This window comes from Streptomyces sp. NPDC048290 (assembly GCF_040652095.1).
Lineage (GTDB): Bacteria > Actinomycetota > Actinomycetes > Streptomycetales > Streptomycetaceae > Streptomyces.
Window position 1 is genome coordinate 298,680 of the sequence record NZ_JBEZLM010000011.1, and the last position, 17,293, is coordinate 315,972.

14 protein-coding genes and 1 pseudogene are annotated in these 17,293 nt (G+C 67.8%); 7 read left to right on the forward strand and 8 right to left on the reverse strand.

Annotated elements, in window-relative coordinates; all coding sequences use genetic code 11:
- Positions 1-27: 27 nt before the first annotated feature.
- The 4 genes from AB0D49_RS21335 (at position 28) to AB0D49_RS21350 (ending at position 2,742) form a co-directional block, all read left to right on the forward strand.
- Positions 28-549, forward strand: coding sequence for an SMI1/KNR4 family protein (locus AB0D49_RS21335; RefSeq protein WP_362759532.1), 522 nt, complete (start codon positions 28-30; stop codon positions 547-549).
- Between the two features lie 82 nt (positions 550-631).
- The gene (locus AB0D49_RS21340; protein ID WP_362759441.1) at positions 632-1,324 is read left to right on the forward strand and encodes an SMI1/KNR4 family protein; all 693 of its coding nucleotides are present in this window, start codon (positions 632-634) and stop codon (positions 1,322-1,324) included.
- 290 nt (positions 1,325-1,614) lie between these two features.
- A complete protein-coding gene (locus AB0D49_RS21345; protein ID WP_362759444.1) occupies positions 1,615-2,103 on the forward strand; it encodes a hypothetical protein in 489 nt (162 codons plus the stop codon).
- 114 nt (positions 2,104-2,217) lie between these two features.
- Complete coding sequence (locus AB0D49_RS21350; RefSeq protein WP_362759447.1) at positions 2,218-2,742, forward strand: hypothetical protein; 525 nt, start codon at positions 2,218-2,220, stop codon at positions 2,740-2,742.
- Positions 2,743-3,575: 833 nt separating this feature from the next.
- Here the strand turns inward: AB0D49_RS21350 and AB0D49_RS21355 are convergent.
- The 3 genes from AB0D49_RS21355 to AB0D49_RS21365 are packed head-to-tail and all read right to left on the reverse strand — an operon-like array spanning position 3,576 to position 7,314.
- Complete coding sequence (locus AB0D49_RS21355) at positions 3,576-4,754, reverse strand: mandelate racemase/muconate lactonizing enzyme family protein (RefSeq protein WP_362759451.1); 1,179 nt, start codon at positions 4,752-4,754, stop codon at positions 3,576-3,578.
- Positions 4,754-6,169 (reverse strand): cation:dicarboxylase symporter family transporter, encoded by a 1,416-nt coding sequence (locus AB0D49_RS21360; RefSeq protein ID WP_362759454.1) that lies wholly within the window; start codon positions 6,167-6,169, stop codon positions 4,754-4,756. The genes AB0D49_RS21355 and AB0D49_RS21360 overlap by 1 nt, the downstream gene beginning before the upstream one ends.
- Before the next feature lie 29 nt (positions 6,170-6,198).
- Positions 6,199-7,314, reverse strand: coding sequence for a mandelate racemase/muconate lactonizing enzyme family protein (locus AB0D49_RS21365; protein ID WP_362759457.1), 1,116 nt, complete (start codon positions 7,312-7,314; stop codon positions 6,199-6,201).
- 282 nt (positions 7,315-7,596) lie between these two features.
- Between AB0D49_RS21365 and AB0D49_RS21370 the strand changes: the two genes are divergently transcribed.
- Positions 7,597-8,298: an FCD domain-containing protein gene (locus tag AB0D49_RS21370; RefSeq protein ID WP_362759460.1), complete on the forward strand. Its 702-nt coding sequence runs from the start codon at positions 7,597-7,599 to the stop codon at positions 8,296-8,298.
- A 55-nt stretch (positions 8,299-8,353) separates the two neighbouring features.
- On the opposite strand, the gene AB0D49_RS21375 is transcribed toward AB0D49_RS21370, so the two are convergent.
- The 5 genes from AB0D49_RS21375 to AB0D49_RS21395 all read right to left on the reverse strand — a co-directional run bounded on the left by AB0D49_RS21375 (position 8,354) and on the right by AB0D49_RS21395 (position 12,879).
- Positions 8,354-9,961: a polyamine aminopropyltransferase gene (locus AB0D49_RS21375; protein WP_362759463.1), complete on the reverse strand. Its 1,608-nt coding sequence runs from the start codon at positions 9,959-9,961 to the stop codon at positions 8,354-8,356.
- Positions 9,962-9,968: 7 nt separating this feature from the next.
- Positions 9,969-10,406 (reverse strand): DUF350 domain-containing protein, encoded by a 438-nt coding sequence (locus tag AB0D49_RS21380; RefSeq protein WP_362759466.1) that lies wholly within the window; start codon positions 10,404-10,406, stop codon positions 9,969-9,971.
- A gap of 63 nt (positions 10,407-10,469) precedes the next feature.
- Positions 10,470-10,943 (reverse strand): DUF4247 domain-containing protein, encoded by a 474-nt coding sequence (locus AB0D49_RS21385; protein WP_362759468.1) that lies wholly within the window; start codon positions 10,941-10,943, stop codon positions 10,470-10,472.
- Entirely contained in the window at positions 10,940-11,539 is a 600-nt protein-coding gene (locus AB0D49_RS21390) for a DUF2617 family protein (protein WP_362759471.1), read from the reverse strand. Before AB0D49_RS21390 ends, AB0D49_RS21385 begins: the two co-directional genes overlap by 4 nt.
- A 344-nt stretch (positions 11,540-11,883) precedes the next feature.
- A complete protein-coding gene (locus AB0D49_RS21395; RefSeq protein WP_362759472.1) occupies positions 11,884-12,879 on the reverse strand; it encodes a helix-turn-helix domain-containing protein in 996 nt (331 codons plus the stop codon).
- Between the two features lie 633 nt (positions 12,880-13,512).
- Here AB0D49_RS21395 and AB0D49_RS21400 point away from each other — a divergent pair.
- Positions 13,513-13,683 (forward strand): annotated as a pseudogene (locus AB0D49_RS21400) (lactococcin 972 family bacteriocin); the annotation flags it as partial.
- Positions 13,684-14,135: 452 nt separating this feature from the next.
- Positions 14,136-17,219 carry an FG-GAP-like repeat-containing protein gene (locus AB0D49_RS21405; protein ID WP_362759475.1) on the forward strand — a complete coding sequence of 1,028 codons (3,084 nt, stop codon included), beginning with the start codon at positions 14,136-14,138 and terminating at the stop codon, positions 17,217-17,219.
- The last annotated feature ends 74 nt before the right edge of the window (positions 17,220-17,293 follow it).

Sequence of the window (17,293 nt, forward strand, 5' to 3'; positions counted from 1 at the left end):
GGGAGCCACCACATGCCCCACCAGCCCATGGCCCATCTGAACGCGTTGCTCGCGCCCCCCACCGCCGGCGGGGACAGCGTGGACTGGGCGGACATCGAGCGTACGACGGGCCTTCGGTTTCCCACGGATTACCGTGCGTTCGTCGAGTCGTACGGAGGTGGCGAGATAGATGACCACCTCGCGATCAGTACGCCTCCGGTCGCTGGTTCGCCCTATGGGGACTTGCTGGATGGATCGAACCCAGCGCTTCGAGACCAGGACCGTGAAGAGCTGCGCTTGCTACTGCCCGGGGAACCTCTACCCTCGCTGGTGCCTTTCGCGGCGGCGGGAAGCGATATCGCCCTTTGGGTGTGTGAGGGCGTCCCCGATGACTGGCGAGTGGTCGTGTACCGGCGGCAGACACCATGGGGGGAGTCGAGTTGGACGCTGTTCGACGGGGGGATGGTGTCTTTCGTCGTGGCGCTACTGACCGGCGCTTTGGGGGGTGCGTTCAGCGATAGCCCTCCGGCGGATATGCCCCATTCATTCCGCAGTTGGCGTGCTGCTTAACTCTGCGGTCATGCCCAATGGTCTCTTATCTCGACCCCAGGACAGTGCTGATGTCGTCCGGGTATCACCGTGACTGACTCGTATGCAACAGCAACGCGAACCAGCAATTGCGCAACCTTGGTACCGTGGCGTATCAAGACGCTCCCATCCCGACGGGTTCAATGCGATGAGTTCAGCTCTCCCTGGTGACCTCTACCGACTCCTGGCGCTGATGCCCGCCGACTTGGGAACGGACGAGCGTGTGGACTGGGCCGCAATGGAGGCCAGTTGGGGCGTGCGGTTCCCTCAAGACTATGTGGAGTTCATGGCCCGCTACGGGGCAGGCGGCGTCAATAGTTCCCTCGCCGTTGTGCGGCCGAACACCCTGGACCGGGTGGCGGAGGACGGAATGGCGTCCGAGACGATCACGGCTCGGGGTCTGCGGGACAACGGTGGCTTGCAGCAGGGCTCGGTGCTGGCGTGGGCGGTGACGATCGCCGGCGACATCATCTGCTGGCGGACCGGCGAAGACGATCCGAATCAGTGGCCCGTGCTGGTCTGGCAACGGCAGTCGTTGTCCTCGCTGTGGGTTCAGCTCGATGTCGGCATGACTGGGTTTCTGACCGGGATGTTCCTGCGCGAGTTCGCATCATCACCGTTGAGTGACGCGACTTTGTGGGGGCATCTAGAGCCACGGTTCATCAGCCTTGCTGAGGAGGAACGGCTGCTGGCAGCCGGGATCGATCCGTGGACTGGTGAGCCGGACCCCTACGCGGGCATGGTGTTTGATGAATGACTCATCAGGGCGATAGGCCATAACTCCCCCGGGGAATCCCGCGGGTTTGACGAGACGTACGACGGTGGCGCGATTGAGGACCACCTGAGCGCCACCGGCGGTCAGGGGTAGCGCTCCGGTGGTCGGCTTGACCTAGCTACGACGGTCAGAGCCGTGAACCGTGAGGTCACCACCCCTTTGCTGCCCCGGCGTCAGGGCACCTTGGTGAACCGGTCGGCACGGGCCCAATGCCCGAACCGCACAAGACCCCGACAACGACCCAGGCCCCCAGACTGGCGATTGGAGGAAGCGTGGATTCGCTCGAACGGTTGAGAACGCTGCTGGGAGTCCCCCCTGATGCAAACGGGCGCGACGGATTTGAGGAGGCGGGGCATCGCCTGGGCATCGAAATGCCACAAGCCGTGGTCGAAGTGTGCATGCTCTATGGGGACCTGCTGATCTCCGACTTCATGTTCATTTTCGGACCCAGGGTCATGGTGAAGAAGGGCCTATGGATGAGTGAATTTGTCCGGGATGGTCATCCGGTCATCCCGGGACTGGTACTTCCCGATGTCGGTGGGATGCTTCACTGGGGTCACTCTATTGAGGGGGACAAGTTCTTCCTTGAGGACCGCGGAAACGGCAAGTGGACGGTCTCGGTTTTTCGCAGGAACTGGGGCGATTGGTGTGAGTTCGACGAGTCGATCGATGGCTGGCTGGTAGGGGTCTTCGGGGGGCGTACGGCCGTGGAATGGATGCCAGAATGGCCCAGCAGTCATTGGTTTGAAGGGACTCGCTAGCAGTTTGTAAAGCGGTTCTCGCCTGCGCGTGGTGGATGACAAGGGCTACCCATCCAACCTGGACCGCATGTAATTTTCTCGCTAGGGACTACTCATATCCAGAAGGTTCACCCAATGAAGATTTCTCAGTTCCATGACGTCATCGGCCTCCCGCCACTCGGCGGCGACGTCAGGTCAGACTGGGCGCCGATTGAAGCCAGGACCGGCCTCTCAATGCCGGTCGACTACAAGGAATTCGTTTCAGCCTACGGACCCGGCAGTCTCAACAGTCAGTTGTACCTGTTTCACCCCAGGGCCGCGGATAATGAAAATGGGCTGCGGCTTGAATTCCTGTGGCAGGAAGCTGCCTACGTTTTTGAGCAGATGTCTCTCATCGACCCCGAGTCGGTTCCGTGTTCGGTGTACCCTTCGCGTGGCGGACTCATTCCCGTCGCCCGATCAATCTCTGGAAACCATGTTTTCCTGGTGCCCCCTGCTTGCGCAGAAGGGAACTGGTCGGTGGCTCTTGAAATGGGTGCCTGGGTGTTTCTCCCCATGACATTCACCGATTTCATATGGAACGCTCTGCATGGGCAGTTGGAGGCTCCGATTCTGGAGGGCGAGCCGACGTTCGAATCCGAGGGTGATATGGAACCCTGATGCCAGGCCGCATCGCTGGCGCAGTCGCCAAAGACTCACGTGTGGCTCGTGATGGACTAGCCCGCTGAGCCGTTTTGTTGCTGTCGAGATCCCGAGGTAATGAAGGAGCCGCCGGATTGATGATGAAAGACCATCTCCAGGGTGTGATGGACATGCTCGGTGAGCCGACTTGGCGGTACTGAGATCCCGGCGCCTGGGACGAACTGGAGGGTCAGCTGGGGCTGAGGCTCCCCTCGGATTTCAAGCAGATCGTTGATGCCTACGCCCCCGTAGTGGTGAACGGCCATCTGACTCTGCGCCATCCTGCTACTGCTAGATGGAATCTGGGGGAGCGGATCTGCACCACTTCTGAGGCGTGGTCGGACGTTGACTGGGACTGGAGCGAAATAGAGGGGGACCCAAGGGTTTCCCTTGGCGTCGATGAACTGACTTCGGTACCAAGGACGGCCTGATCCCCCTGGTCGGCACCGACCGAGGGGAAGAGATCTTCTACGGCCCCAGAGGAACGCTGGGTAGAGGAGCGTTGTTCATCGAGAACGGCGAGGGGGAGTTCTTCGAATACTCATTCTCCTTTGTGGAGTGGCTCTACCGCTGGCTCATTGGGGAGGAGGTGACGGGTCCGGGAGGCTCGGCCTTCTACCCTGGCCCGGTCGCGCTACAGGATCTTCCTATGACGCCCGACGAGCGTCCAGTGATTCGATACGGGCCCCCACGAGGCATGTGAGCTCGCCGCTTTGATGAGGAGAACACCCGTACCCCGGAGCCACACCCGGCGTCCGGCTCGGGCGCCGCCTCCAGGACGGCGCCCCAACCGCCCGCAGCCCCCGCCCGCCCTACCCGTGCAGCCCCCGCAACACCCGATACAACCCCGCCTTCTCCTCGAAGCCGATGCCAGGCGTATCCGTGAGTGTGACCCGTCCCTCCGTGACCGTCGCCGTGTCGGCGAAGCCGCCCGTGGGCTGGAACTCGCCGGGGTAGGACTCGTTGCCGCCGAGGTGGAAGGCGGCGGCGATGTGCAGGGAGAACTGGTGGCCGCCGTGCGGAATGCAGGTGCGGGGCGACCAGCCGTGCCGGGTGAGCAGGTGCAGGACGCGCCGGTACTCGACCAGGCCGTAGCTGAGGACCGGGTCGATCTGGAGGGTGTCGCGGTCGGGGCGCATACCGGCGTAGCGCAGCAGGTTGCGGGCGTCGGGGAGGGAGAAGATGTTCTCGCCGGTGGCGAGGGCACCCGGGTAGTTCTCGGCGAGCGTGGCGTGCAGGGCGAAGTCGAGGGGGTCGCCCGGTTCCTCGTACCAGAACAGGCCGTAGGGTTCGAGGGCTTGGCCGTAGCGCAGGGCGGTGTTCAGGTCGAAGCGGCCGTTGGCGTCGACGGCGAGGCGGTCGCCCGCGCCGTCGAGGACGTCGAGTACGGCCTCGACGCGGCGCAGGTCTCCGGCGAGGCCGCCTTCGTCGGCGCCTATCTTGATCTTCACGACGCGGTAGCCGAGGTCGAGGAAGCGTCGGATCTCGTCCTGGAGTTCGCGGGTGCCCTTGCCGGGGGCGTAGTAGCCGCCGGCGGCGTAGACGAACACATCGTCGTCGGGCGCGCCCAGGGCGTGTTCCCGGGCGAGCCACCGGTGCAGGGGCAGGCCGTCGAGTTTGGCGGCGAGGTCGTGCAGGGCCATGTCGATCACGCCGACGGCGACGGGCCGTTCGCCATGGCCGCCCGGTTTCTCGTTCTGTGTCATGGCCTCCCAGGCACGGACGGGGTCGATGTTCGTGCCGTCGTGGGTCAGGAGGCTCTCGGCGGGTGCCTGGAGCAGGCGGGGGATGATCCGGCGGCGCAGGATCTCACCGACGCTGTAGCGGCCGTTGGAGTTGAAGCCGTATCCGACGACGGGGCGTCCGTCGCGGATGACGTCGGATTCGACGGCGACGATCGAGCAGTCCATGTCCTTGAAGGTGATGTAGGCGTTGCTCATGGACGAGCTGATCGGGATGGTGCCTTCGTGGATGGCGGTGATCCTCGGCACTACTGGCCTCCTGCGGTACGGGTACGGGTGCGGGCGGGGCGGCGGGCGATGGTGGCGGTGAACTTCTCCTCGTCGATCCCGTCGGGTTCCCAGCGCGCGATGGCGATGCCCGCGACCGCGTTGCCGAGGACGTTGGTCAGGGCGCGCATGAGGGAGAGGAAGCGCTCGATGGAGAGGATCAGGGCGAGTCCGCCGACGGGGATGAAGCCGACCGCGGCGATCAGGTTCGCGAGGGTGATGAACGCCGAACCGGTGACGCCCGCGGTGCCCTTGGACACGAACAGGAACACCAGGAACAGGGTCAGCTGGTCCGTGAAGCTCAGCGGGACGCCGTAGACCTGGGCGATGAACACCGCGGACATGGGGACGACTACGGCGACGCCGTCGAGGTTGAAGGAGTAGCCGGTCGGCACGACGAGTCCCACGACGTCGCGCTTGCAGCCGAACTGCTGGAGCCGCGCGATGAGATGGGGCATGACCGTCTCCGAGGAGGAGGTGCCGAGGACGATGACCAGTTCCCTGCGCAGCCCCCGGAGCAGCCGGAACAGGGACACCCCGATGATCCGGGTGACCGTGCCGAGGACCACCGTCAGGAAGACGACGAGGGTGGCGAGGGCGAGGCCCACGTATTTCATCAGCGCGGTGAGGGCCTCGGGGCCGTACGCGCCGACGGTGTACGCCACCGCGCCGAAGACACCGATCGGGGCCAGCCGGATCACCATGGCGATGATGCGGAAGAAGACGTCGCCGAGGGTGCTGAAGGCGCGCAGCACCGGGTCGGACTGGTGCTTGGGGAGGAAGAGCAGCGCGGTGGCGAACAGCACCGCGAACACCAGGATCTGGATGATGTCGCCCTGTGCGAAGGAGTCGACCACGTTGTGCGGGATCAGACCGAGCAGGAACGCGCCGAGGGACTTGTCGTCGGCGCCGTCGACGTAGCTGTCGATGTCCTCGGCCGCTCCGGCTGGTGGTGCCACTCCCTCACCGGGGCGGAAGAGGTTGATCGCGGCGAGGCCGAGGAGGGTGCCGATGGTGGTGACGATCTCGAAGTAGATGATGGCCTTCAGCGCGATCCGTCCGGCCGCCTTCATCCCGCCGACGGACACGATCCCGGTGACGACGACCAGGAAGACGATCGGCGGAATGGTGAGCCGGACCAGGTCGATGAACGCGTCGCCGAGCGGCTTGAGCCGGGCCGCGGTGTCCGGCATGAGCAGGCCGAAGACGGCGGCGAGGATGGCGGAGGTGAGGACCTGGAGGCCGGTGTTGCCCGCGGCGCGGCGCCACCGTGATCGTCCGCCGGACGGTCCCGCCGGGCGTGAGTCCAGCTCCTCGGTCCGCGGCGCGCCGCCTACGCCTGTGCTCGTCTCGGTGGTGTCGTCCCTGTCTCTGTCCCCGTGCGCGGTGCTGTCCATGGGCTGATCAGCCTCCTTCCGTTGCCTGGCTACGCGGCCGGAAGGAGGGTGTCGCGGAGCATGTCGCGGTCGACGGTGAGCCCGAGACCGGGCCGGTCCGGGACGGTGATGTGGCCGTTCTCGGGCCGTGGTGAGCCGGGGAACAGCCGCTCGCCGACCTGGCCCATGCCCAGGTGCCATTCCAGGAGCCAGCCGTTCATCAGTCCGGCCAGGGTGTGCAGGCTGAACAGCGGCCAGCCGCCGCCGTGTGCCACCGGCAGGTTGTAGATCTGGGCCAGGTGGGCGGCCTTGCGGGCCTCGGTGAATCCGCCGCAGTAGCAGGCGTTCGGCTGGAGGATGTCGATGGCTTGCTGCTCGATCAGCTCGCGCAGCCGCCACCGGTGTCCCTCCATCTGCCCGGCCGCGAGGGGGATACGGGTATGTGCGCGCAGGTCGGCCAGGGCCCTGGCGTCGTTCTGCTGGAGGGGCTCCTCGAACCAGGTGAGGCCGCAGTCCTCGACGGCCCGGCACAGCAGCTTCGCGTCGGTCGGGGAGAAAAGGTAGTTGGCGTCGATCATGATGTCGATGTCCTCGCCCACCGCTTCCCGCACCGCGCGGATGCGTGCGGCGTCCTCCCGCCAGCCGCCCCTGTCCACGCCGACGACCAGCTTCAGTGCCCGGAAGCCCAGGTCGAGCTGGAGCCGCGCGGCCTGGGCGAGCTGGTCCCGGTCGTACTGCGGGAACCCGAACGTCGAGTAGGTGGGCACCTGGGTCCTGGCCCCGCCGAGCAGCGAGGCCACCGACCGGCCGGCGTGCTTGCCCGCGATGTCCCACAGCGCGATGTCCAGCAGGGAGAGGGCGCTGGAGACGACGCCGGTCATGGTCCGTGGGTTGAGGGTGCGCCAGACGCGCTGGTGCACGGCCTCGACCTCACACGGGTCCATGTCCCTGACCACCGGCAGGAAGTGCTGTTCGAGCGCGGCGACGACCGACCTGGCGAGAAAGTGCCCGGTGACGGCCACACCGGTGAGCCCCGCGTCCGTCTCGACCTCGCAGAAGACGAACTCCCGCTGCTCCTCCCGGCCGTATCCGGCGACCCTCCCTTGCAGCAGTGGTACCTCGATGGAGGTGGTGTGCACGCTCGCCCGGATGTCCTTGATCTTCATGTCTCGTCCCCACAGACCTTGGCGGCTCATGACGTGGGTCACAGTCTGGAACCGGCAATCGTCAACTGTCAACGATTTGCATTCTGATCGTTATCGGCCCTCATGTAGCCATCGAAGTGGAATAAATGGGGCAAAAGGCCGGAGCCGCTGATGCGCTTCGCGGCGTCCGAGACCGGCATCTCGGCGCTGGAGCAGCTCATTCCGGGCCGTCTCGCCAGGCGGCGGTGTTAGATTGTCGACAGTTGTCGACTCTGTGTTCTGTGCGAGGAGGTCCGGGCGGACGTGGGAGAGAACTCCGACGGGATGACAGCGCTCCAGCGCAAAGTGGCGGAACGCCAGGCGAGTTCGCTGCCCCACATGATCGTCGAGGAACTGGAACAGATGATCATCGATGGGGTGCTGGGCGGGGGCGACCGGATCAACGAGTCCGCCCTCGCCGCACGGCTCGGCGTCAGCCGCGGCCCGGTCCGGGAGGCGTGCCGTCATCTGGAGCGGACCAACCTGGTCGAGTTCCGCGCCAACCGGGGGATGTTCGTCCGTGAGATCACCGTGGAGGAGGCGGCTCAGCTCTACGACATCCGGGCCAGCCTCTTCGGCCTCGCGGGACGACTGGCCGCCGCGCGGGTCGGCGCCGCCGAGGCCGGGGCGCTACGGGCCATGGCGGACCGGCTGGACGAGTCCGCGAGCATGGGCGACTACTACCCGCTGAACGTGGCCCTCCACCGGCGCCTGCTCGCCCTCTCCGGCAGCCCGAGGCTGGTCGAGCTGTACGACGGGGTCTCCAAGGAACTCCACCTCTTCCGCCGCCACGGACTCGAACCGGGCGCGGCCCGCCGTACCTCCAACGAACAGCACCGCCGCATCATCGACCAGTTGGAGGCGGGCGACGGCGAGGAGGCCGCCCGGCTGATGGAGGCACACATCCTCGCCGGGAAGAACCGGATGCTGGCCGAGCAGGGCCAGTCGGGGTCGGCACGCGGCTGACCCGTCTCGTCCGGCACGCCCGGCGCCGGCCGAACGGACCGATGAGTGCCCGTACCTAGTAGTTCTGCCACTCACGGCGGGAGTACTCCAGCACCGTGGGGTCCATGAGCGTGCTGGCCCGTACGTCCTGGGGCCGTCGGTCGAGGGGGAAGACGGTGGACGCCTCCAGGAGGGCGGCGTCCAGGAACTTGAGGGGCGGTGTGTCCGGGGCCAGGCGCAGGGGCGGGGGCGGGCCGTCCGTGCCGGGTACGGCGAGGAGGAAGCCCCAGTTGCCGAAGCTGGGGACGTCGACCTGATAGGGCGTGGTGCGGTACCCGGCCTCGGCGAGGGTCTCCGCGATGGACCAGTAGGTCTTGGGTGCGAAGAAGGGTGAGCCGCCCTGGACGAGGACCTGACTGTCGGGGTTCAGGACGCGGCCGAGCAGATGGTAGAACTCCACGCTGTACAGCTTGGCCAGCGAGGCGGTGTCGGGGTCGGGGAAGTCGATGACGACGGCGTCGTAGCGCCGGGAGGCATCGCGCAGCCAGTTGAAGGCATCGGCGTTCACGACGGTGACCCGCTCGTCGCGCAGCGCGTCGCCGTTGAGGTCGACCAGCGGCGCGAAGGAACGCGCCAGCCGGGTCATCGCGGGGTCGAGATCGACCAGGGTCACCTCCTCCACATCGTCGTAGCGCAGGACCTCGCGCAGCGCGAGGGCGTCGCCACCGCCCAGGATCAGTACGGACGACCGCTTCTTCGACAGGGCGGGGTGCACCAGGGCCTCGTGGTAGCGGTACTCGTCCACCGACGAGAACTGGAGGTCACCGTTGAGGAAGAGCCGGGTGTCGGCCGTCCCGGTGAAGGCGGTGGACCGGGTGAAGACGATCTCCTGGTACGGGGTGGTCTCGGCGTGGATGATCGGGTCGCGGTACAGCTGCTGACGGGCGCTGACCTCGATGTCGTCGGCCATGACGAACACCGTGCCCAGCACGGTCAGCACCGCGGCCATCCCGGCCAGCAGCCCGAGACGTACGACGCGGCGCGTCTCGCGGCGGAAGATCCACAGCACGACGACGACCCCGGCCACGGCATTGACCGCGCCCACCACCAGCGCGCCTCTGAGCTGGCCGAAGGCGGGCAGCAGCAGAAAGGGGAAGGCGAGGCCGCCCACCAGGGCGCCGACGTAGTCGACGGCGAACATGTCGGCGACGGCACTGCCCGCCTCCTGCCGTCTGATGCGCTGGAGCAGCGTCATCAGCAGGGGGATCTCGGCGCCGATGAGCAGTCCGACGGCGAAGGACACCGCCACCATGGCCGGCATATAGATACGCAGCCAGGCGAACGCGATGTACAGCACGAGGACCGACAGTCCGCCCACGAGCGCGAGGGCGCCCTCGACCAGGGCGAAGCCGCCGACCGCCCGCTTCTGGAGGGGTTTGGCGGCGAGTGAGCCGATGCCCATGGCGAAGACCATGACGGCCAGCACCACGGATGTCTGGGTCACCGAGTTGCCGATGAGGTAGCTGCCGAGCGCGGTGAGCGCCAGTTCGTAGGTGAGTCCGCAGGCCGCGCAGATGAACACGGCCAGGAGCAGGAGGAACCGTGCGCCCCGCGTCCGCGCCGGTGGCCGGGGCCTGGCGGGCGGGGCGGTGGCGGGGCGGTCGGCGGTGAGGGTGTGGTCCATGGGCGGGTCAGGAGACCGCGGCACCGACCATGAAGGCCGTGCCGAGGTACAGGGCCGCCTGTACCCAGGCCGCGGGGTGGGGGTGGTCACCGTTGTCCTCCAGCACGGTGGCGCCCATCCGCCCAGGGGCCAGCAGCCCTACGACAAAGGAGGCCAGCGTCATGACGACGACTCCGGCGAGGCCGTACAGCAGGGTGCTGACCAGTCCGTAGCCGAGGCCCTGCTCGGACTCGCTGGCTCTGATCGACTGCTCGATGACCAGGCCGATCGCGATCGTCTGACCGGCGAGGAGCACGGCGGCGCCCCGGTTGCGCTCACTCCACACCACATGGAACAGCTTCCCCGGGGTGACGAGGTCGAGTGCGACGAAGCCGACCCCCATCACGACGAAGCCGACGAGACCGTAGAGCAGGGCGGTGCCTGCCGACTCGAATATCTCTGTCACGGGAGGCCCTTTCAGGGAAGGTCGTTACGGGAGTCGGGTGGGCGCGGGGCAGGTGCCCGGTCGTCACTTGCCGGAGCCGGGCCCGCCGCCCCGGAAGCTGTCGCTGTCCGGGTGCGGCCAGTGATTGGGGAGGTTGGTGCTCCACCGCCGGTAGCCGCTGCGGTAGTCGGCGATCTCGATCAGGCTGCCCCGGCCCTGCGGGGTGACGGCCACGATGTCGTCGCGGTAGCGGAGATAGACCGTACGTCCCCCGGTGCTGCGGTCCGCCGCGGAGGCACGGCCGTTGATCTCCTCGGCGACCGTGGCCGGACCGTTCGCCGTGTCCCGGTACCCGGTGGCGCCCGGACCCGCGGGGTACTGGTCCTGAATCCACTGGCGGGGCACGGCATTGTGCTGCGCGCCGTCGCCGTCGCCATCGCCGGAGCACGCGGTGACCGCGCCCATCACCAGAAGCGCCACCGCGAGACGCCGGGGCAGACTGGTCCGCGGGCGCGCGCCGGTACGCCGGCTCATGCTGGTGGGTCGTACGGTCGTCATCGGGCCTCCAGCCGGGAATGCGTCGCCACGATCCGGCGGCTCTGCGGGTAGGTGTGCCAGGTGTGCCAGGTCAGCCCCGCGCCCCACGGGTCCGCGACCAGCGCGGTGACCGCATCCGGCAGCCCGGGGAAGACGCCGCTGAGCGCCCGGGGATGTGCCCCGCACACCCGCAGGATCTTCGCCACACGCGCGCTGAACACCGCCCCGGTGAAGATCCGTACACGGGCGGCGAAACTGTACTCCCACCCGTCGAACTCCCGGACCGTGTCCGGCAGACCCCCCGCCGCGCCGGGCAGACACGCCACCGTCTCCCCGACCGGACCGGCGAACACCTGATGAGAGGCGCCCAGCAGCCTGAGCTGGACGTCCAGTCCGCCGACGGTCACATCCCGCACGGCGAGGGCGTCCCGCACGGGCCAGTCGAGGGAGAAGGAGAGCTGGTCCGCGTCGGTGTCCTGGTAGGGGGTGGTGAGTGTGGTGAGGGAGGGCGGATGGACCGAACCGGTCGTGGGGGCGGTACGGGGGGCATCGGATCGGCGGGCCGGTCCGGCGGTAGTGGATCGGACGGCTGACGCGACGTTCGTGGAACGACCCACTGGACCGGCGGTAGCCGATCTGCCGGTTGAACTGGCTCTGGCTATGCCGCTCATACGACGGACCCTTCCCCGGTCTCCGGCGCGCCCGGTCCCCGGACCGCTCTCGCGCGGCCTGTCATGCCGGAAATGGCAGTCTCGATCGTCACAATGACCCCCCGTTGCAACTCTCACGCACCCTAGCAACTGCGCATCCTACAAAGCTCCGAGGCTTCATCTAGCCACAGTGGTGTGAGATCGGTGCGGCGGGAGGTTCTCGTCGATCCCCATCATCGATCCTCATTGACGCGCTGGCCGAGAAGCCTGATGTGATGCTGCGCCGACCCCAGAAGGCCCGATGGATCTCGTCACGCAGGGTGCATCGACCTCGTGTCGCCCTGCGAAAGTTGGTGCCTGCAATCCCGTGGCGGCATCCCGTAGACGGCATGGAACAGCCGGCTGAAGTGGGCGGGGTCGGTGAAGCCCCAGCGGGCGGCGACAGCCCGGATCGGACGGGTGCTGAGGTGAGGGTTGATCAGGTCGCGTCGGCAGCGCTCCAGGCGGCGGTGGCGGATCGAGGCCGCCGGAGACGTGTCGTTCTCGGCGAACAGTTGCTGGAGGTGGCGCAGGGATATGTGGTGCGCGTCCGCGATGGTCTGGGGTGTCAGGGCCGGGTCGGCGAGGTGCCGATCGATATAGGCGTTGATCCGGATACGCAGGGTGTTCCGTCGGGTCTCCGGCGCCAGCGCGGATTCCCTGTCCAGACGGCGGGCGAGGACGGACACCAGCAGATCCATGGTGACGGAGCTGAGCATGGGGACGTCGGCGGGAGTGAACTCACCGGCACGCGCCTGGAGATCGGTCAGCCAGCGCCGTAGCACCGCACCCACGCCGTGGCGCCCGTCCATCGGATCACCGAGCAGGGCCTGCACCGTCTTATGTGGCAGCGGCATGAGTTCGCGCGGGAACTGGAGGGTCAGATGCGACCAGCCGTCCGAGACGGCACGGATCTCACCGCTGTAGGGACAGCCGCTGTCCAGCAGCACCAGATCACCGACGCGCAGCCCCGCGTCATGCCGGGCCCTGGAAAGAACCCCTTCTCCACCGAGCAGGCAGTTGAAGAGATACGCCCCAGGATCGGACTGCCGTATCAGCTTCGCGGTCCGGGCCACCTCCAGATGCGGGAAGGACAATCCGGCGACCTGTAATTCTCCAAGACTCAGGAATCCCATCGTGGCGCGGAAGTCGCTTTGGCTGCTGCTGCGCATTCTGTTGAGCATGTGAGAATGTGAAGTGAATTCGGTGAAGAGGTCGAAACGCTCAGGTGGTGCGACGACCTCCGTGCTGAACTCCGTCACCAGCATGTCCAGCCCTCATTTGCCGGTCTCGCGTGAGACTTCGAACGTGGCACGCGGAGCCGCGCGCAGTCCAGCAACACTTCGGTCACAAGGCCCTGACGTGCGTCTTCGTGGCTGAAAGGGCGCAGTGTGCGTTCGCGGGAGGCGGCCGGTCCGTTGTTCGGTTCACGGGAGTGTGACGACGTCGGTGGAGGCGGCCGGGGCGCGAGACGGAAAACTCCCGGCACGGCCGATGACCTCACGAGCGAGGCGTTCCCGCCGCCGATCCTCCCATTCTGACCGGTAATTGATGCCGCCATGTGACTCGGGATTCCTGCCATCCCGATCGGCGCGCGAGTCGTCAACGCTCCTGCACGGAAGGACAATTCCGGGCGCCTTTACCGTCCGCATCCTGAGCGTGCGGCTCGTGGGGCATGGCCCACGGCTCTCCTGAACGGGGGGGCCGTTCGTACCGTCGATGGCCTGATCAGAGCAGGCCGGGCGATGAGTGGATGTACTGACGAAACGGGAGTTGAAGTGCGCATCCCGCACGGCATCAAGATCGCGATCACGGCCGGTGCCCTGGTCGTCGGCACGGCCACGGCAGCGCCCGCCACCACCGTGCCCATCGGCGGTGGCACATAGGACTACGGCGGCAACAGCAGCCGAGGCACCTGGTCGAACTACTACCACTCGACCAAATGCCATGGCTCCTCCGTCCAGGGAACGTACTACGACACCAGCGGCGACATCCGGGGCGGTGACTGGGCCCGTGCGTCCGAGCCCAGGGCGAGCTCGGGCAATCAGTCATGGTGGCGCAACACCTGCTGAGCCGACGACCGGGCGGGCCGGTTCCGAGTGTCTCGGCAGGCCCGCCACCGTGCCGGGGGAGCGGGCACAGTCGCTCCCCCGGCAGTCCTCGCTGACACCGCCCTGCTCAGTCAGCCATGACCCCGGACCGGGCCACCCTCGACCGGGACATCACCCAGCTGGGCCCCCGACAGGCCCGGCTGTTCCGCCGCGATGTCCTCGGCTACCTGTTCCAGAACTACGCCCTGATCGACAACGCAGCGCGTGGCGCTGGCCCGGCTTCTGGTCAAGCGACCGGCGTTGCCGCGCGGCGCCGACCACGCCGGCGAGCCACGGCCGGTGCCCGATACCGACATGTCATGCTCTCGCCGCCGACTGTTAAGATCCGGCCACTCCTCGACGACGATGCGGCTTCTCGCAACTGGCCCTCGATGGAGCCCATTTGTCACCTTTGCTCCCCTTGGAGGAATCGAGTGGGCAGACGTGGTCTCATCCGTGGCGGGACAGCCGTCGGCACCTCGCTCGTCGTCGCGGTCGGGCTGCTCCCGGCCGCGTTCACGGCGCAGGCGGCACCGGCCGTCCCAGCGGAGGTGGTCGTTCCGCCGCAGACGTCGCTGAACCCGGAGACCACGCTGCTCAGCGCGGGTCCGTCGGGGTTCTTGCGGTACGAGCCCGGTCGCGGCCATGTGTGGACCACCTACGCGGGTGTTGAGACGGTGGTCAACCCCACGGGTGCAGGACCGGACCACCCGTACTGGTACGGCACCGGGTCGGATGTCGTGGCGCACTACGAGTACGGCACGCGGACCGTGACCCTGCGGGACATGGCCGCCGGAGGAGCCGTCACGACGATCCCCGTGCCGACCGATCAGCACTACAGGGGCACGCTCGGCCGGACCGTGGTGACCGTCCCGGGGCTGAACAGCTTGCGGCTGCTGGACCGTCAGGAAGACGGGACGGTGCGCGAGCGGGTCGTGACGGGACTTCCGGCGGACATCAGCCGCGTCCGGCTCGGCATGTCGCCGGTCGGGGACGAGCGGGGCGCGGTTGTCCAGTTCCGGGCGGGCGGAGCGACCAAGAGCGGCTGGCTGGACCTGGCGCAGGCCCGGCTGGTGCCGTTGCCGTACAACCCTGTCATGACCCTCGGCGGGCGGACTGTGCTCACCTCCACCCACTTCCTCTCCCGGCATGACGAACGGACCGTCGCCGTCTACGCGCGGGACGACCTGAGCACCCCCGTCCGTACGGTTCCGCTGCCGGACGGCCGGATGACCAGCCTCGTCGGCATGGTCGGCGACACGCTGCTCGTCGGCCGTCATGCCACCGGCTCCGACCCGCAGAGCGGTGACCTTCCCCTCTGGCAGCTCGATGGGATCGCCCCCGACGGTACGACGACCGGCACCGTACTGGCCCGGTCGATGATGGAAGGTGAGCCGGTGTCCTTGCCCGGTGGTGGGGTGCTGGTGACCGGCAGCCCGTCGGGCGCCGCCGCCGACTGGGGTGTACAGCTGATCGAGGCGGGCGCCGACGGCAGGCCGGTCTCTCGCGAGGTCGCGGACGGCGGGTTGCGGACCTTCACCGACCCCATCGAGCGACTCGACCTCAAGGGCGGGCGACTGACCGTCGTCCAGTGGGACCGGGCCCAAGAGCTCAGGGACCTCCACAGCCGCCCGGTGACCATAGCGGGCGACCGGGTCACGCTCGGCTCGCCCACCTCCCATGGCGGCGTGGCCCGTGGCATGCCCACGCCCGAGCTCCTCGGCACCGGGGACGGTCGCACAGCCTTGTGGAACATCAGGAATTCGGGCGGCGACATCGTGCCCCGGGTCCTCGGGGAGACGGGCACTCTGCCGGGTACGGCCATCGACGCCACCCGCGCCTACGACCGGGTGCTGGAGGCGGCCGGGCGCCATGTGGCGATGCCCACCGCGTTCACCACCGCGGGCGGCTCCCACACCCGGGTGATCGACCTCGACTCCGGCGCCACGGTGGCGACCTCGGCCGAGCACGCCACCGCGCTCTGGGGAACGACCATGTGGGTGAAGGACGGCAACGACAGCGCGGTCCCGGTCGACGTCCGCACGGGCAAGCGGGGCGCTTCGGTGTGGTTCGGGCGCGGATGCCTGCTGGACGACCTCCAGGCGGTCGGACGCTGGCTGTCGTGGTGGTGCGTCGGCTCACGCGAGGCACGCGGGGTCTACGACACCGTCACCAGGAAGAACCTGACGCTCGGTGTGGGCTCCGGGACCTCGGCGCCCACGCGCCTCGGCGACGGATTCGTGGTCACCGAGAACGCGGGAACCCTGACCGTGACCGACGTCAGCACCGGCACCCCCGTGACCCGTACCGTGGCGACCGGACTGGACCGGGGGCTGTGGGACGTGGACCCGTACACCGGGCTGATCGCGTATGTGGACGCGAGCGAGGCCATCCGGGTCGTGTCCAGCGGTGTCCCTCTCTCGTCACTCGCCACGACCGACGCGTCGGTCTCGGGCGCGGTCGATGTGAAGGGCGGCGCCACGCTCTGGAATCCGAGGTGGTGGCTGTCGAAGCAGGCCGCCTCCTGGAAACTGGTGATCCGGCACAAGGCCACGGGCGCCACCGTCCGCACCCTGTCCGGCGGCGCGGTCCGCAGCGTCGTCCGGACCTCGTGGAACGGCAAGGACACACTCGGTGGGCTCGTCCCCAACGGCTCCTACACCTGGACCCTGACCGCCGCACCGGCCGACGGACGGGGCGCGGCCCTGTCCCGCACCGGCACGGTCAAGGTCACCGGCGCCACGCCTGTCCACCGGGACTTCATCGGCTCGGACGGCTTCGGAGACCTGCTGACCCTGAGCGCCTCGGGCGGACTCACCTACCACTACGGCACGGGCACCGGCACCCTCGGCGGCAAGAAGACCGGCTCGGGCTGGCCGTCGTCCGTACGGGCGGTGCCCTTCGGCGACTTGAACGGCGACCGCTGCAACGAGGTCCTCGTCAAGCTGAGCAGCGGTGCCCTGCGCGCCTACCGCCCCGCCTGCGGCACGGCCCCGACGCCCGCGACCCCTTACACCTCACTGGGCACCTCGGGCTGGAACCAGTACGACGTGCTGACCTCCCCCGGAGACCTCAGCGGTGACGGACGCCCCGATCTGATCGCCCGTCAGACCTCCACCGGAGACCTGTACCTCTACCAGGCGACCAGCACCGGCAAGCTCTCCGCCCGGGTGAAGATCGCCTCCAGGTGGACGATCTACAAGAAGGTCATCGGCGCGGGCGACCTCAATGGTGACGGCCACGGAGACCTCCTCGTCCAGGACAGGTCGAACGAACTGTGGCGCTACGACGGCACCGGCACCGGCACGTTCAAGGGCCGCGTGAAGGTCTTCAACGACTGGGGTCCGTCCTACGACGTCGTGGTGGGCGTCGGTGACATCACCGGCGACGGCCGCGCGGATCTCGTCGCCCGTGACACGGCGGGCACGCTGTGGCGCAGCAACGGGAACGGGAAGGGGTCGTTCGGGGGGCGCGTGAAGATCTCGGGCGGCTGGCAGGCGTACAAGGGGGTGTTCTGAGGGGCGTTTCCGAGTGCCGCTCTCGGGGGGCGTCCTCGGGGGATGACCCAGCGGGTGTCTACGGGTGTCCACGG

Bases quoted from the DNA above. Each gene is read 5' to 3' on its own strand.
- AB0D49_RS21335 (WP_362759532.1), top strand. From the start codon at position 28: ATGGCCCATCTGAACGCGTTGCTCGCGCCCCCCACCGCCGGCGGGGAC.
- AB0D49_RS21340 (WP_362759441.1), top strand. From the start codon at position 632: ATGCAACAGCAACGCGAACCAGCAATTGCGCAACCTTGGTACCGTGGC.
- AB0D49_RS21350 (WP_362759447.1), top strand. From the start codon at position 2,218: ATGAAGATTTCTCAGTTCCATGACGTCATCGGCCTCCCGCCACTCGGC.
- AB0D49_RS21360 (WP_362759454.1), bottom strand. From the start codon at position 6,169: ATGGACAGCACCGCGCACGGGGACAGAGACAGGGACGACACCACCGAG.
- AB0D49_RS21365 (WP_362759457.1), bottom strand. From the start codon at position 7,314: ATGAAGATCAAGGACATCCGGGCGAGCGTGCACACCACCTCCATCGAG.
- AB0D49_RS21375 (WP_362759463.1), bottom strand. From the start codon at position 9,961: ATGGACCACACCCTCACCGCCGACCGCCCCGCCACCGCCCCGCCCGCC.
- AB0D49_RS21385 (WP_362759468.1), bottom strand. From the start codon at position 10,943: ATGACGACCGTACGACCCACCAGCATGAGCCGGCGTACCGGCGCGCGC.
- AB0D49_RS21395 (WP_362759472.1), bottom strand. From the start codon at position 12,879: ATGCTGGTGACGGAGTTCAGCACGGAGGTCGTCGCACCACCTGAGCGT.